17 protein-coding genes are annotated in these 13,962 nt (G+C 43.6%); 11 read left to right on the top strand and 6 right to left on the bottom strand.

What is annotated here, in order from left to right:
• The first annotated feature begins 81 nt into the window (after window positions 1–81).
• The 3 genes from BUC10_RS07030 to BUC10_RS07020 all read left to right on the top strand — a co-directional run bounded on the left by BUC10_RS07030 (window position 82) and on the right by BUC10_RS07020 (window position 3,886).
• The gene (locus BUC10_RS07030; RefSeq protein WP_073177773.1) at window positions 82–1,902 is read left to right on the top strand and encodes a pyruvate kinase; all 1,821 of its coding nucleotides are present in this window, start codon (window positions 82–84) and stop codon (window positions 1,900–1,902) included.
• A 126-nt stretch (window positions 1,903–2,028) separates the two neighbouring features.
• Window positions 2,029–3,021, top strand: a complete 993-nt coding sequence (gap, locus tag BUC10_RS07025; protein WP_073177770.1) for a type I glyceraldehyde-3-phosphate dehydrogenase — start codon at window positions 2,029–2,031, stop codon at window positions 3,019–3,021.
• A gap of 406 nt (window positions 3,022–3,427) precedes the next feature.
• Complete coding sequence (locus BUC10_RS07020) at window positions 3,428–3,886, top strand: hypothetical protein (RefSeq protein ID WP_073177767.1); 459 nt, start codon at window positions 3,428–3,430, stop codon at window positions 3,884–3,886.
• 15 nt (window positions 3,887–3,901) lie between these two features.
• Here BUC10_RS07020 and BUC10_RS07015 read toward each other — a convergent pair whose 3' ends face one another.
• On the bottom strand, window positions 3,902–4,129 hold the full coding sequence (locus BUC10_RS07015; RefSeq protein WP_073177765.1) for a hypothetical protein: 228 nt from the start codon (window positions 4,127–4,129) through the stop codon (window positions 3,902–3,904).
• 199 nt (window positions 4,130–4,328) lie between these two features.
• Window positions 4,329–5,846: a CRTAC1 family protein gene (locus BUC10_RS07010; RefSeq protein ID WP_073177762.1), complete on the bottom strand. Its 1,518-nt coding sequence runs from the start codon at window positions 5,844–5,846 to the stop codon at window positions 4,329–4,331.
• Window positions 5,847–5,943: 97 nt separating this feature from the next.
• On the opposite strand from BUC10_RS07010, the gene BUC10_RS07005 reads away from it, so the two are divergent.
• On the top strand, window positions 5,944–6,816 hold the full coding sequence (locus BUC10_RS07005; RefSeq protein WP_073177760.1) for an NHL repeat-containing protein: 873 nt from the start codon (window positions 5,944–5,946) through the stop codon (window positions 6,814–6,816).
• Between the two features lie 3 nt (window positions 6,817–6,819).
• On the opposite strand, the gene BUC10_RS07000 is transcribed toward BUC10_RS07005, so the two are convergent.
• The 3 genes from BUC10_RS07000 to BUC10_RS06990 form a co-directional block, all read right to left on the bottom strand.
• Complete coding sequence (locus BUC10_RS07000; RefSeq protein WP_073177758.1) at window positions 6,820–7,695, bottom strand: phosphatase PAP2 family protein; 876 nt, start codon at window positions 7,693–7,695, stop codon at window positions 6,820–6,822.
• 100 nt (window positions 7,696–7,795) lie between these two features.
• Window positions 7,796–8,119, bottom strand: coding sequence for an ArsR/SmtB family transcription factor (locus BUC10_RS06995; RefSeq protein ID WP_073177756.1), 324 nt, complete (start codon window positions 8,117–8,119; stop codon window positions 7,796–7,798).
• A gap of 41 nt (window positions 8,120–8,160) precedes the next feature.
• Window positions 8,161–8,598, bottom strand: a complete 438-nt coding sequence (locus BUC10_RS06990; RefSeq protein ID WP_131819059.1) for a hypothetical protein — start codon at window positions 8,596–8,598, stop codon at window positions 8,161–8,163.
• A gap of 142 nt (window positions 8,599–8,740) precedes the next feature.
• On the opposite strand from BUC10_RS06990, the gene BUC10_RS06985 reads away from it, so the two are divergent.
• From BUC10_RS06985 to BUC10_RS06965, 5 genes are all read left to right on the top strand, one after another.
• Window positions 8,741–8,983 carry a helix-turn-helix domain-containing protein gene (locus tag BUC10_RS06985; protein ID WP_073177752.1) on the top strand — a complete coding sequence of 81 codons (243 nt, stop codon included), beginning with the start codon at window positions 8,741–8,743 and terminating at the stop codon, window positions 8,981–8,983.
• 108 nt (window positions 8,984–9,091) lie between these two features.
• Entirely contained in the window at window positions 9,092–9,589 is a 498-nt protein-coding gene (locus BUC10_RS06980) for a hypothetical protein (protein WP_073177749.1), read from the top strand.
• A gap of 111 nt (window positions 9,590–9,700) precedes the next feature.
• Window positions 9,701–10,153 carry a cbb3-type cytochrome c oxidase subunit I gene (locus tag BUC10_RS18060; RefSeq protein WP_073177747.1) on the top strand — a complete coding sequence of 151 codons (453 nt, stop codon included), beginning with the start codon at window positions 9,701–9,703 and terminating at the stop codon, window positions 10,151–10,153.
• A gap of 193 nt (window positions 10,154–10,346) precedes the next feature.
• Entirely contained in the window at window positions 10,347–10,847 is a 501-nt protein-coding gene (locus BUC10_RS06970; RefSeq protein ID WP_222843716.1) for a Crp/Fnr family transcriptional regulator, read from the top strand.
• 63 nt (window positions 10,848–10,910) lie between these two features.
• Entirely contained in the window at window positions 10,911–11,534 is a 624-nt protein-coding gene (locus tag BUC10_RS06965) for an FMN-dependent NADH-azoreductase (RefSeq protein WP_073177743.1), read from the top strand.
• A gap of 222 nt (window positions 11,535–11,756) precedes the next feature.
• Here the strand turns inward: BUC10_RS06965 and BUC10_RS06960 are convergent, their stop codons facing one another.
• Window positions 11,757–12,233 (bottom strand): hypothetical protein, encoded by a 477-nt coding sequence (locus BUC10_RS06960; protein WP_073177741.1) that lies wholly within the window; start codon window positions 12,231–12,233, stop codon window positions 11,757–11,759.
• A 130-nt stretch (window positions 12,234–12,363) separates the two neighbouring features.
• Between BUC10_RS06960 and BUC10_RS06955 the strand changes: the two genes are divergently transcribed.
• Both BUC10_RS06955 and BUC10_RS06950 read left to right on the top strand, forming a co-directional pair.
• Window positions 12,364–13,056, top strand: a complete 693-nt coding sequence (locus BUC10_RS06955; protein WP_073177739.1) for a hypothetical protein — start codon at window positions 12,364–12,366, stop codon at window positions 13,054–13,056.
• A gap of 190 nt (window positions 13,057–13,246) precedes the next feature.
• The gene (locus BUC10_RS06950) at window positions 13,247–13,960 is read left to right on the top strand and encodes an endonuclease/exonuclease/phosphatase family protein (protein ID WP_073177737.1); all 714 of its coding nucleotides are present in this window, start codon (window positions 13,247–13,249) and stop codon (window positions 13,958–13,960) included.
• Window positions 13,961–13,962 lie beyond the last annotated feature (2 nt).

Below are 13,962 nucleotides of genomic sequence, written 5' to 3'. Positions count from 1 at the left end.
CCATTAAATTTCCCAGTTGTGATTTAAATCAGCCTTTTTTGATCATTTTAGTGGAACTTTTGTTACGATAAACCCCTTCATATGAATCTAGATCAAGAACAACTTTCCGAAATCGCTGATCAGATAGGGACCATCATCGAAAACATTCATACCCAAGAAGAAAAAAAGGCGAAGTTGTTGACAGGGGTTTGCGCTGCGTATAAAGCAAGTGCCAAAAACTTACTGCACTATAGCGCCTTTAGAGGGCAAGATCTTCGCCGGATTCAGAAAAAGCTGAAACGTTTGGGATTAAGCAGGTTTGCGAATGCAGAGGGAAACATTATGGGAAGCTTGCAGAACGCGATGGAACTGCTAAACAGGTTGAACAACGGGGCAGATGAAGTCGAACCTTACGATGCGTTACCAATAGGTGCAGGTAAAAAATATCTTCGGAAAAACACAGCTAAGCTTTTTGGAAAAAAAAGAAACGGCAGAAGGGTCAAAATTATGGTGACCCAGCCTACGGAAGCTGCGCAAAACTATCCATTGGTTTTGGAAATGGTCAAAAACGGGATGGATTGCGCCCGAATCAACTGCGCTCATGATCATCCGGAGGTTTGGAAAGCCATCGTGGAACATGTCCGGAGGGCAGCTGAGGAATGTAACACCTCCGTTGCGATTGCCATGGATTTGGCGGGACCAAAAATTAGGACGGGTTCTTTAGGTAAAGGACCTCGGGTGCAAAAGTTTCGCCCTAAACGAAACGCATTGGGTGTTGTGGAAGCTCCGGCCCATATATGGTTGGTTCCGGATAATGGTAATGTTCCTCTTTCAGGGGCCATTCCGGTGCCGGGAGACTGGTTGGCGCAACTCGAAATCGGCGACAAATTGTCCGTTCAAGATACCAGGGGTAAGACCCGTAAGCTTGTTGTGTATCAAGTTGGCGAAAACAAGGTGCTAATGCATTGCCAAAAAACAGTCTATTTGGGAACGGGTTCATGGCTTGTGCCCAAAGCTTCTCAAAAAGGAAAGATCGCCATCGGAGAAATTCCCATGGTAGAAAAGGCCATTGAACTCCATACTGGTGATATTCTAGTAGTTACCGGCGATGAAAAACTGGGAAGCCCAGCGGAGTTTGACGAAAATGGAAATCTAATGGAATCCGCTAGCATAGCCTGCCTACCGGGAAGTATTATACAAAAGGCAAAGGTGGGGGAACCCATTCTTTTTGATGATGGTAAGATAGAGGGAACCATAACGGAAGCCCATAAAGACCATTTTAAGGTGAAGATTGTCAAAGCCAGGGAAAACGGTTCCCGACTCAAGGCCGAAAAAGGGATAAATTTCCCCACCTTGGACTTGGGACTTTCCGGTCTTACCCAAAAGGACAGGGAGGACTTAAAGTTTGTGGCCCAACATGCGGATATGGTCAACTTCTCCTTTGTCAACCACAGGAAAGATGTGGAGGAGTTGGTAGACGCTCTGGAAGAATTGGGAGTGAGGGACAAGGTCAGTGTCATTCTAAAAATTGAGACCCGTTTTGCCTACAGGAATTTGGTCAGTATCTTATTGGAGGCCATGAAGACCAAATATGTTGGGGTGATGATTGCTAGGGGAGACTTGGCCTTGGAAGTAGGATGGAAAAACATGGCCAAGGTGCAGGAGGAAATCCTATCGCTTTGCAGTGCAGCCCATGTGCCGGTAATATGGGCGACCCAAGTGTTGGAAGGACTAGCTAAGAAAGGACTGCCCTCCCGTTCTGAGATAACTGACATTGCCTCATCCCTAAAAGCGGAGTGCGTTATGTTGAACAAGGGCCCATATATTAATGAGGCCATTGCCCTGTTGAGCGGGTTCCTAGGAAATATGGAAAAACTGCACGACAAAAAAGAAGGGATGTGGCCCAAAATTGAAGCTATTTAAGACCCGCTCTTCCAGGGATCTAGTTATCGTATTTGGGGATTCTTATCAGCGACCCCAATTTGTAATTTAAGAGGTCTTTTTCAGACTAAGCAAGCGTAAACAAGTAATAACTTAAGAACAGAAAAAATGAAAATAGGAATCAACGGAATGGGCCGTATTGGCCGAGCCGCATTGAAGGTGATCAACGACACGCCCGGTTTGGAGGTTGTGGCCGTGAACGATATTGTTTCCATAGAAAATACAGCGTATCTGTTGAAGTACGATACGGTCTATGGAATTTATGACAAAGAAGTTTCACATGAAGAGGGAGCCCTGATTGTGGATGGAAAGAAAATTAATTATTCCTCTATCAGAACCCCGGAAGAACTGCCTTGGGGAGAACATGGTGTGGATTTGGTGATTGAAAGCACCGGGGTCTTCACTACAGGTGAAGATGCAGAACGTCATTTAAAGGCGGGTGCCAAAACGGTAATTATTTCTGCCCCTACAAAAAGTGTGGATACCCCTACCGTAGTGCACGGCGTAAATTCTGAAGCTGGAGAAACCAGTGTGTTCTCCTGTGCTAGCTGTACCACTAATAACATCAGTCCGGTGGTTGAGGTATTAGGACGTAGAATCGGAATCAAAAAAGCGATTATGACCACCGTGCATGCCTATACCGCATCACAGGGAATTGTGGATGCACCCTCAGGAAAGAATTTTAGGATGGGAAGGGCAGGTGCCCAGAACCTTATTCCCACAACAACGGGAGCGGCTATTGCCACTACGAAGGCACTGCCCGAATATGCCGGTAAGTTTGACGGGGTAGCCATCCGTGTTCCGGTGCCTGTTGGGTCCATTTCCGATTTGACCTTTGTTACGGAACGGGCTGTAACCGCGGAAGAGGTCAACCAGATTTTAATGGAAGAGGCACAAACGGATCGTTATGCAGATGTTTTGGATACCACGGACGAACCTATTGTAAGCTCGGACATTATCCAAAGCCCCTACGCTTCTACCGTGGATTTGGCCATGACACGTGTTGTGGATGGCGACCTGTTAAAGGTGATGACCTGGTACGATAACGAATGGGGATTTACCAATCAGATGATACGTCAAATTCTTGAAATAAAGGGATAAAGCAATTCCTTAAACTAAAAAAGGCCTCCAATTCGGAGGCCTTTTTTAGTTCATGTACTGGTAGAGGCTGCTGATCAGCGAACACACTGAGCAGGCTAGCACAAAATACCAGAATATGTATCCCATTTTTTCTCCTACAGTGTCCATCTCGATATTGTTTGTTTTCTGGTGGTGGTTTTCATTTACTTCTTCGAAAATACAGATAAAGAGAGCCTTAAAAATGGGCAACTTTATTGGTGGGAGCAAATTGGACATAATTGGTAAAAATTACTTTGTAAATGGTAAATGGAGTGAAAACGGGCTTGTAGGATTCCTACAAACAGAAAGGAAAGGTGAAAAGTAAATTTTTGTTTTTCCTTGGTTTTGAAGCTGTTGACCAGTTATTTTGTGCCACTAATAAGAACGAATGAAAAGTATGGGCATCGACCAGGTCATATCGGGTAAAATGAGAAAATGGGGTGTTCCCGCAGCGCGCATCTCCTTTGCCATTATCTTTTTTTGGTTTGGCATTCTAAAACCTTTTGGACTTTCGGCCGCGACAGGATTATTGAAGGCCACGGTGGCATGGTTGCCCTTTGGTGAACCGGACACATGGTTGGTGGTGATAGGCTGGTGGGAGGTGGTTATCGGAATTACTTTTTTGTTCCGGAAGACCACCAAGATTGCCATTGCCCTTTTGCTGCTTCAGATGGTGGGCACGTTTATGCCATTGGTCTTTTTGCCCGAGGTGACCTTTCAGCACGGAAATTACATGCTTCCCACCCTGGAAGGGCAGTATATCATAAAAAATATAATGATTATTTCAGCGGCCCTAGTTGTAGGAGGCACTTTGTACAAATCAAAAAGAAAGCACGAATCACTTTAGAGTGACTCTTATCAATTATACCAGTGGAGTACCTTTCAAGCGCTTTTCAATTTTACGCTTCTTTTCGGTGATCTCTTTCATGACATCCATTAAGTTGGGGTCCTTGGTCTCTTTATAAATTTCGTTGATGGAAAGTATAAGCGCTTTAGCCTCTCTTGAAGCTGCAACCCTGTCACTAGTGGACATATGACTCAAAGTTCTGCCTACAAACTCTTTTGCTTTTTCTAATAAATCTTCGGTCATTTTTATTTAAAATTAGTCTAGACTGGCTAAATATAAGCGTTAGTTTGATATTTTCTGCCTATAGGACTATCGGATTTTCATATTTATGAAATTATTATGATCTATGTTAGTGGGATAAGGTCAAATCATGGAGAGTTATAGTGTTGATATACAAGATGTTAATTGTTTTTTCCTGATGAATCAAATAAAGTACTTGTCCCTAACTTTTTGTCATCAGTTCTCCCTCTTCCGTGGCGGTGTAGTGCAAATTTGGGGTCGGATTTGAGTGCAGGTCCATATTTCCGGAGGGCCAGGCAATTTTCAGTGAATCGATTTTCCCGTTTTCACCCAAACCAAAATGAAGCTCATAATCGTTTTGACTTGCATAACCTGTTACCGGATACATCCATCGGTACTGGACCTCGCCGTTGGAAAAGAGACTTACTTTGGCCCCAATACCAAAAGAGTTGGATGTAGTTCCCCGCAACCGTAGGCTGACCCAGCTTTGCCCCGTCGTGGTGTTTTTATAGAATCGGTTTACTTGATCACTGCTCCCCCAGTTCGCGACAAAAATGTCCAAATCCCCGTCACGATCAAAATCCGCATGGGCGGCACCAGCGGAAGTGTCCGCATGTTGCAATAGATGTCCGCTAAAATCCTGCTCAAAGCTGCCATCGCCTTTGTTCAAGTAGAAGAAATTGAACATTTCCGGCCTGTAGGTGCCATTGGCCACATAGAGGTCCAAGTCCCCATCATTATCATAATCCCCCCAAGTATGGCCTTTGGAGGCTCCCCCGGTTTGTTGAGATACCGGCCCTTCCATCACTGGACTTAGATTTCCGGAACCATCGTTGTTATAAAGAAAGTTCTTTTTGTCAAAATTGGCCAGAAAAAGGTCGAGGTCCCCATCGTCATCATAATCGGCCCAAGAAACCCCGTAGGAGTAACCCACATCTTGCACCAAATGCCCTTTTTCCACCTTTTGGAATTCCCAGCTTCCCAAGTTCTTGTAATAATCATTGGCGGCTTGGGCATTGGCCACGTAAAACTCAGGTAAGGCATCCCCGTTGGCGTCCCCGCAGGCGCAGGCGCGCGCACGACCCGTACCTTCGGATAGCAAATGACCCTCCATAAACTCAAAATCTCCATCGCCTAGATTTCTGTAGACCCGGTTGGGCCCTTTTCCAGAGGCCACCACAAAGACATCTAAATCCCCGTCACCCTCAATATCTGCCCAACACGCCATGGATGCCCTAATTCCCTCCTCGGTCAGAGGATGTTCGGTGATGCGGGTAAAACCCAAATTGTCCACATTGTTAAACAGAAAGTTGGGTTCATCGTCCCGACCCACCACATACAGGTCCAAATCCCCATCATTGTCATAGTCCACCCAATTGGCCCCCTGTGCACTGCCGCCATGCCTAACCAGTTCGGAAAACACCTTGACGTCAAAACCACCTTCGGTCATTTTTTTAAAGCTGCCGTCCCCATTGTTTCGGTACAGGGCGTTCCATTGTCCGCTGGAGTTGGCCACGTAAAGGTCCGGGTCGCCATCGCCGTCATAATCGCCCCAGGCCACTCCTCGGGAAAGTCCGCCATCGGTGGCGATCCTACCTTCGGTAATTTCTTCAAAAATGGGAAGGGATTGTGTTGGTTTTGCGGTTTCCGGCTTTTGTGAGCAGCCAAGCAGGAATCCTATGGAACTGCCCGCAAGCAGGAGTTTTAGGTTGGAACACATAGTTAAATCGTTTATTGCTTATAAACGAAAATAATGTTAATTCCCATGCAGGATTTATAAGCTTATGTTAATTTTAAGTGCATCAAAAAAATAAGCTATGCCACTGACACATAAAATACTAAACGGCTTGACGCTCCTAATCATTTTTGTGGGCTGTGGCCAAGAAAAATCAACAGCCCCCGAAATTTCGCAAATGGAAAAGTGGGGCGGGGGGCTTGGACTTTCCAGTCCGGAAAGCGTGGTTTTTGACGCCCAGAACCACTGCCTTTATGTCTCCAATGGAAAACAATTTGCACCGGGAACGGAGGGTTTTATCTCCAAATTCCATAAAAATGGCAAACTGGAACAGCTGAAATGGGTGGACAGCTTAAGCCGGCCCACCGGAATGGCCATCCACAACAATCGACTTTGGGTGGCCGATGTAAACGCACTCAAGGTTATTGATATTTCAACAAGGGAAGTGGTCAAAAGCTATCCGGAACCCATCAAGAATTCGGGATTGAACGATGTGGCCATTAACCCGGGGGGCGAAGTCTATGTCACTGCTTCCTTTATCCATTCGGTATTTAAGGTGGAAGGGGATTCCCTCAAGACATGGATACAAGATGCGGAACAACTCCAATGGGCGAATGGCATTCTTGCCACCAAGGAAGAGGTCATTGTGGGCGGTACCCAACTTTCTGGCATCGATATCCAAACCAAAACCATTCGAAACCTGCCAACGGACCCTCCCATTAAAGATGTGGATGGTCTTTGGCCCGATGGGCAAGGAGGTTTTCTCATCAGCACGGTGGAAGGCACGGGTCTATGGCATTTAGATACGGCCGGAAAATCAAGTCTACTCTCCCAGGGCGGGGATTATTTGGGCGACCTGCAGTACCTCCCGGAAACCCGAACGCTCTACCTCCCCCGAGGGGACCATGAGGCAAAGCGTTATTATCTGGCTGTCTTCGGTTTAAAATTCCCCTAAAGGCTATTGCCACTCGGCCTTGGCCTTGGCCAGGTCTTCCCTAAAATTGGGGTTGTCCCACATGGCGGTGAGCATCCGGTGGGCCAATACCCGGGCGGCTTCCTCATCACTGGGGTAATGGATGCCCATGATCTCCCGCGATTCACCCACTTCGTAGGCCAGCGCCAAAAATTCGGCACGTTTGGTGGGAATCAGTTCGCTCCACGCAAAAGCCTGTATATAGGCCCACAGGGTATGCCCGCTGGCAAAAGAGGGTGTCCGCATACGTGCCAAGGGCTGCAAGTGCGACTCCAGATGGTAGGGACGGGCGCGACGCAGATGGTATTTTACGGTAAACTCCATGATCCGCATGTCCTTGGTAACGCCCTGTAACAGTTTGGCGGTATGGGGATAATTTTCCGGGGTGCATTGGTCCCCCATTACGGTACGGCCCTCATAAAAAAGGTGGCGCATGTTTTCCGCGTAGCGCTCATGGTTTTTAAGCACTGCCGCATGGGGCCAGTACCCAATGGGCGCCAAGAAATTTACAGAGCGGTCCACCTGGGCCTTGGTGCGTTTTTTTTGCCAGTCCAACAGAAAGTCCAGTTCTGCGCGGGTCTGGTCCGAGCTGTTTGCCGGGTACTGCACACTTTGTTTTAGTTGATCTACCTGCTGGGGCGAGAGGTAGGCTGGGGCGGCCATGGTGTAAATGAGGCTTCCGCTGCTATACTCCGAGGCCGGAAAGCTGATCTCGTCCAATTGGGCCCGTTCCGGGTTGGGCTCGGCGCTCAGTTGTTGCAAGGTTTTGTAGTGGGCCTTTGCAGGCTCCAATGGGGCAATTTGCCCCCAGCTAAGGGTGAGGCCCAACAAGGCCAAAAAGAGAGTCGTTTTTTGAATCATGGAATAGGTTTTTAGTTATACATCGTTAATAGGCGATAAACGAATTTAATTAAAACGAAGAAACCAAAATGGGATTTAACAGCAAATTAATAGTTGGGCGTTACAGCTTTAGGGCATCGCGGAATTCCTCCAAAAGCGGTTTGTTGAGGGTGTAAAAGGTAAACTTGTCCTTGTTTTCGGTGATAAAAAGTCCGGCTTCCTTAAGAATCTTTACGTGTTGGGAAATGGTGCTCTGGGAATAATCAAAAAGTTGTACCAGGTCTTTGTTGCAGGTAACATTGTCCACGCCCTCGCCACAGTTTTTGGTGCTGAGGTAGCGCACCAGTGCCATGCGCAACGGGTGGGCCAGTGCATTGGCCACGAGGGCCACTCGGCGGTCGGTATCGTTAATGTACTTGCTGGTGATCTCTGCCCGGATGCGCATACGTATCGTTTACTGCAAATATACAATAAAGGGGCTTGGCCCTACTGCGGTTGCATCAACTCATGGCTATAGTTGGTCTGGAATTCCCCGTAATAGGTCTGTACCACCTGTACCCGATGAGCTGGGTTGGGGGCGTCTATCCTAAAGGATAGCAAGAGCTGGTCCGCATCTATTTGGAACAGGCCCTGAGCTAAGGGGCGGGGCAGGTGCAACATGCTGCCCTGGTGGTATTCTTGGGTGGTGGGCGGTTGAAATTGGAAGGCAAAGTCGAACACCAGATTGTCCTGTACTTGTAGGGTGGGCAGGCCATGGTCTGGGGCGGCGGTAAGGCGGATACGGCTTTGGCCCTTGAATACCTGGTTAAGGGGTTGGCCGTTGGCATGGGAAACGGTATGGTGGGTGGCAAAGCAAAGCTCTAGGCCAGGGTATAGGCTTTGGGCCAAAAAGGTGTTTAGGGTACGGAGCAAATGGGCAGGCATAGTAGGTTATTGTGATTTGGATTGTTGGATAGCTTTTTTGATTATTAGATTAGGGCTGATGGGACAAAGATATAAAAAAGGTTGTAAGTAACCTATTGTAAACAATTGGTTGAGTAACACTTCTTGTTTGCAACTTTGAGCTATGTCAAAGCGTGAACGAAAAAAGGAAATTCCAACATTTTGTATTGAATTTGGAAAGCACTTGAGAGCCTTAAGATTAGAAAAGGATGTAAGTATTGAAGAAATTGCTTTCAAAGCTGGAATTGATGCTCAGAACCTTAGAAAATATGAGTTGGGCAAACAAGAAATGAAGATTTCCATGTTGAAGAGAATCGCGGACGCTTTTGATATGACTACATCCGAACTTTTGTCTTTTGATAAATAACGTCACTCTACGTTTAAAAAGTCCTTTATAGCCTACCAAATTGGAAGTATAAAAGCATAGAAGTTACGTATACAAACAAGTTAACTATTATTTTGATTAAATATCTCAATGACCAAATCTGAATCCTATATTGTTGAAGAGGACATGAATGCAGTTTACGACCTTGTTAGTTCAGCAATAAAGAAAAGAAGGTACAATCTGGCTGGAGAAATTTCTGAAAATGGAGGACTAGACATAACTCCAAATCTAGTTTTTTGGAATATGGACCCCAATGCTGGACATATGACCAAAGTGAATTTATCTGCAGTTAACATTAGCACCGACCAACAACTTTGTAAACTGGAATTGAAAAGGGTTAATGGATTGACCTATAAAATCCATACTGGCGGAGCGATTGGATTTATCCTTCTCACCTTTGTCATAATTGGAATTTATACTTTTGGTAATTCTGATAAATTTCAATGGGAAATCCTATTAATGCCTCTATTTGGACTCTTTTACCTTTTGGTGTTTCAGGGCATAACAACTAAGAACATTTCGAATACGAAAACTCGCATTTTAAAAATACTTAAGGACAACAAAATAAATTATAAAAACAGTAGCTAACAATGGCGATAATTCCCCGCTCCCGCAAGATCACTTCGGCATGCTCGGCGCAGGTGGATCTTGTGGTTTTTTAAATGAGGTATCTTTATACGAATGTTGCCATTAATTTGAATGAACAAACTAATTGAAAAACCACATCTGATTTTCTTACTCTCGATTCCGATAATAATGCTGATCGGAATTTTGAGTGGAGATTCGGTTTTGGACATTAATGTTCACGATACTTACTTCGTAATTGCTTATTTGCATTTAGCAATACTGATTTCAATACTTTTTGGAATAATTGGAATTGGATATTGGATTATGCAAAAAGCGAACAGAAAATTATCAAAGTGGTTGAATCTGATTCATGTCGTCCTGACAGTCGGTGGACTGATAGCAATATTCGGAATCCCCTATCTATTATTTGACTCGACAGCAGAATCCGCGTTTCCGGTTTTCGACCAAATTGCGAGACAAAATTTGATATTGATCTTGACAATTTTTTTAATTCTTTTTGGACAATTGATGTACCTAATTAATCTAATAGTAGGAATATTTAGAAAAAATAAAACCAGCGGCTAACATTGGCTATAATTCCCCCGCTTCCGCAAGATGACTTCGGCAGGCTCAGTGCAAGTGTATCTTGTGGCTTTTTAAATAAGGTATCTTTAGACAGACGTTGGCAACACTTTGAATGAAAGAGCAACTAATCCAATCAATTTCAAAACATATTAAATTAGATTCCGAAGAAGATAATTTAATCGAAACGTTTTGGATGGAGAAAACCCTTGAAAAAGGAGATTATCTTTTAAGAAACGGTGAAACTTGTAGAACGGATAATTTTGTTGTTGAAGGTACACTGAAAGCATTTTACATAAATCCCGAAACTGGAAAGGAAGAAATCTTATATTTTGCCATCGAAAATTGGTGGGCAACAGATATTGAGAGTTTTCAAAAACAGAAACCTTCAATTTACAACATTCAAGCCATTGAAAAGACCACGCTACTACAAATCCGCTACGACTCTTTTCAAAAAATGTTAGAGCAAATTCCAAAACTTGAACGCTTTTTTAGAATCATCCTTGAAAATTATATCGGCAGTTTACAACGCAGAATAATCTTAAATAACGTTCTTGACGCAGAACAACGGTACTTGGACTTTTTGGAAAACTACCCAAAAATTGCCGAAAAAGTACCAAACTATCTCATTGCTTCGTATTTGGGGATCACTGCCGAGTTTTTGAGCAGAATCCGCAAAAAAATAGAAGCGTCTTAAACTACATCAATTTTTTTCACTTTCCCTATGCAGAACTTTGCTTCATAATCTAAATTGAAGAATATGAACAAGGTATTAATTATCAACGCAAGTGTAAGAAATGAAAAATCGCACAGCCGAAAACTAACACAACTTTTTGAGGATAACTGGAAAAAGAAAAATCCAAACGATACTTTCACATATCGAGAAGTTGGATTAGAACAAATCCCACCCATAAATGAAGAATGGATTGCCAGTGCATTTGTGAAACCAGAAAACAGAACGGAAGAAAACCAGTCAGGGGTTGCGTTCAGCAATGAATTGGTTAAAGAATTCAAGGAACATACTGTTTATGTTTTGGGAACGCCAATGTACAATTGGTCAATTCCGAGCGGACTAAAATCCTATATAGACCAACTTATGAGAATCAATGAGACTTGGAAATTTCGTTCAGGAGAACCTGATGGAGATTATGTTGGAATTCTTGAAAACAAAAAAATGTTCATTCTCTCAAGTCGTGGTGACACAGGTTATGGCGAAAACGAGAAAAACGAACATATGAATTTCCAAACCACCTATTTGAAATTCGTTTTTGGGATTATGGGAATAAGAGACATTTCTATAATCTCATTGGATAATGAAGAATTTGGTGGAGAGATATTTGCAAACTCTAAAAAGGAAATCTACCAAAGAATTGAACAGATTTAAAAACTGTTGCCAACCATGTATATAACAAATAGCGGTTTAGGTACTACTCTGAACCCCTGCTCCCGCAAGATCACTTCGGCAGGCTTAGTGCAAGCGTGTCTTGTGGTTTGCCAAGTAAACCTTGATACTGTTAAGGCCCTGGATGTTGAAATTTAGGAACTTTATGGGTTTTGGTAATTGTTGGTCAAGACCACCAGTTGGAAACTGACGGTAGCAAAGGGCTCAAGAATAGCCATTTACCCCAATGGCAATACATTCCTGTTTTTCAAGATTCAACCGTAAAGAAAAGAAGCAATTGCCCCCATCAAAAACAAAAACAATCTCTTTGCGCCAGTTGGCTCCCATATCATCGCAGAATCCGTTGATCCAGATTTCTTTTTCCCCTTTTTCGTTTAAATAAGGCACCATCTGAAGTTTATATTTTTTTAATGCCATTATCCGATACAATTTTGATTGTTTTCTTTTTGTGCCTTCTTTTAACGCCCTGTTATAATTCTGGATACTTTCTTCCATTAGAGCGTTGACTTGGGCAATTTCGGACAAAGAAAGGTCAGTAGGAGTGGCAGATTTTGCCATGGAGGCGAGTATGCCCTTTAGATTTTTATAGGTTTCTGAATCATTTAATACCACAACATCGGATTGGGCAGTACACATTGCCATACCGAAAAAAAGAGCAAGAAGGACAAAGCGGTTTTTCATATGGGCCAAATTAGGAATAAATGTATTTCTATGGCTGCCACAAGATCACTTCGGCAGGCTCAGTGCAAGTGTATCTTGTGGTCTGCTAGGCTTACTTTGATTAAATTGTAGGTGTAAACGAGTGGCACATATGAAAGAATCATTAGTAGTAGTATTGACCCTATTGGTTGGAACGTTTGGTTTTGGACAAGGTAACTTGCTGACAGAAAGTGAAACACATATTTTTTGGCAACCTGACAAAAAACTAAAACAGACCGATTTTAAGGCAGATGCGACCAAAATACAGAACGCTATAAGATATTGTGATACGGTTGGACTTTGTACTGTTGCATCACTTGGGGTCTTTGCAGTGCTGGACATTCCAAAAAAGAAAAAACAACGAGGCAGATTAAGAGAGAAAGTTTATGTTGCACCAGCTTTTGAGTTCTCCACGTCTTATATCGTTCGGACTGACAGTCTAGGAATTGAAAAACAACAGGTGGTTTTTGACATGTACGAATTATCGGCAAGATATATCCGTAAGGAATTGGGTTTAATGCTAGAGAGGGCGGACGCCTACGGAACTTTATCGATATGGTTAAAAACCATAGAGAATGATGCTCAAAAACTAAGGACAGAAATGGTGGATTCTTATACTAAAGATGTATACATCAATAATCGTCCAGGGGCCTATTTGGAATGGAAAGAAAAAGTGGACAGTACCTTGAATGACCTGAAAGAGTTTGCCACTAAACCCGAAGATTGCCATCGTTTTGTTACAAAACAACCTTTGGACGACAAGTATAAAATGGCTAAGACCGTTGTAGGGAGATTATTTGAATAAAAATACAACCAATAACAACCTTGATAACTAGTTGCAACGCTTGGAAATCATAGCCGAGGTAGTTAAAAACCAATAACCAATAACCAAAACACCAAAATAGACCATGAAAAATTCAATGCTAGCATTATTGTGCCTCAGTGTATTCATTTTTTGCGCATGTGAGCGCAACCAAACCGCCAACTTAAAAATTATGTCGTATAACATAAGACACGGAGTGGGAATGGACAATGTGCTAGATCTATCGCGTGCTGCAGAGATCATAAAAGCACAGGCTCCGGATCTATGCGGATTACAGGAAATTGATAATTATTGTTCGCGCTCAGATAGTGTGGGGCAAATTAATTATCTGGCCCAGGAAGTGAACATGCAAGGAACATTTGGTCGGTTTATGGACTTTCAAGGAGGTGAGTACGGCATGGCCACCTTAACGGCAAAGCCGTTGATCTCTACCAAAGTGGTACAACTGCCCGATGGGATAGATGAGCCCCGTTCCTCTATAGTCCATGAAGTGCAAATAGCCCAAGGTTGTGCCATTGTGTTCGTAAATGTGCATTTTGATTGGCTTGGAACTGCGGAGGGAGTGACCAGTCGGTTGAATCAGGCGAAAACATTGTTGCAATATTTGGATACCATGGACAAGGCCATGATAATAACCGGTGACTTTAATTGCACGCCCGATTCACCTACCATGAGCTATTTTTATGAGCAAGGGTTTGAATTTGTAAAGAAAGGAACAGACAATCTAAGCTTTCAGGATGGGGACAGGGCCGAAATAGACCATGTTATTTTTCGGAATACTGATAATGTGAAAATCAGGAGGAAAAACTTGACCCTACTGGAAGAGCCGGTGGTATCCGATCACCGTCCTTTAGTGGCGGAACTGGAGGTGGTCTATAAATTGTGAGC

The sequence above is a fragment of the Flagellimonas flava genome, assembly GCF_900129665.1.
Taxonomy (GTDB): Bacteria; Bacteroidota; Bacteroidia; order Flavobacteriales; family Flavobacteriaceae; genus Flagellimonas; species Flagellimonas flava.
Note: the sequence above shows the minus strand (reverse complement) of the source record. Positions and strands in the feature narration are given on the sequence as shown.

Coding starts and splice junctions, on each gene's coding strand:
- BUC10_RS06960 (WP_073177741.1), bottom strand. CDS start 12,233: ATGAAAAACCGCTTTGTCCTTCTTGCTCTTTTTTTCGGTATGGCAATG.
- BUC10_RS06965 (WP_073177743.1), top strand. CDS start 10,911: ATGAACAAGGTATTAATTATCAACGCAAGTGTAAGAAATGAAAAATCG.
- BUC10_RS06950 (WP_073177737.1), top strand. CDS start 13,247: ATGTCGTATAACATAAGACACGGAGTGGGAATGGACAATGTGCTAGAT.
- BUC10_RS18060 (WP_073177747.1), top strand. CDS start 9,701: ATGAACAAACTAATTGAAAAACCACATCTGATTTTCTTACTCTCGATT.
- BUC10_RS07020 (WP_073177767.1), top strand. CDS start 3,428: ATGAAAAGTATGGGCATCGACCAGGTCATATCGGGTAAAATGAGAAAA.
- BUC10_RS06990 (WP_131819059.1), bottom strand. CDS start 8,598: ATGCCTGCCCATTTGCTCCGTACCCTAAACACCTTTTTGGCCCAAAGC.
- BUC10_RS07015 (WP_073177765.1), bottom strand. CDS start 4,129: ATGACCGAAGATTTATTAGAAAAAGCAAAAGAGTTTGTAGGCAGAACT.
- BUC10_RS07000 (WP_073177758.1), bottom strand. CDS start 7,695: ATGATTCAAAAAACGACTCTCTTTTTGGCCTTGTTGGGCCTCACCCTT.
- BUC10_RS06955 (WP_073177739.1), top strand. CDS start 12,364: ATGAAAGAATCATTAGTAGTAGTATTGACCCTATTGGTTGGAACGTTT.
- BUC10_RS07030 (WP_073177773.1), top strand. CDS start 82: ATGAATCTAGATCAAGAACAACTTTCCGAAATCGCTGATCAGATAGGG.
- BUC10_RS06985 (WP_073177752.1), top strand. CDS start 8,741: ATGTCAAAGCGTGAACGAAAAAAGGAAATTCCAACATTTTGTATTGAA.
- BUC10_RS07010 (WP_073177762.1), bottom strand. CDS start 5,846: ATGTGTTCCAACCTAAAACTCCTGCTTGCGGGCAGTTCCATAGGATTC.
- gap (WP_073177770.1), top strand. CDS start 2,029: ATGAAAATAGGAATCAACGGAATGGGCCGTATTGGCCGAGCCGCATTG.
- BUC10_RS06980 (WP_073177749.1), top strand. CDS start 9,092: ATGACCAAATCTGAATCCTATATTGTTGAAGAGGACATGAATGCAGTT.
- BUC10_RS06995 (WP_073177756.1), bottom strand. CDS start 8,119: ATGCGCATCCGGGCAGAGATCACCAGCAAGTACATTAACGATACCGAC.
- BUC10_RS06970 (WP_222843716.1), top strand. CDS start 10,347: ATGGAGAAAACCCTTGAAAAAGGAGATTATCTTTTAAGAAACGGTGAA.
- BUC10_RS07005 (WP_073177760.1), top strand. CDS start 5,944: ATGCCACTGACACATAAAATACTAAACGGCTTGACGCTCCTAATCATT.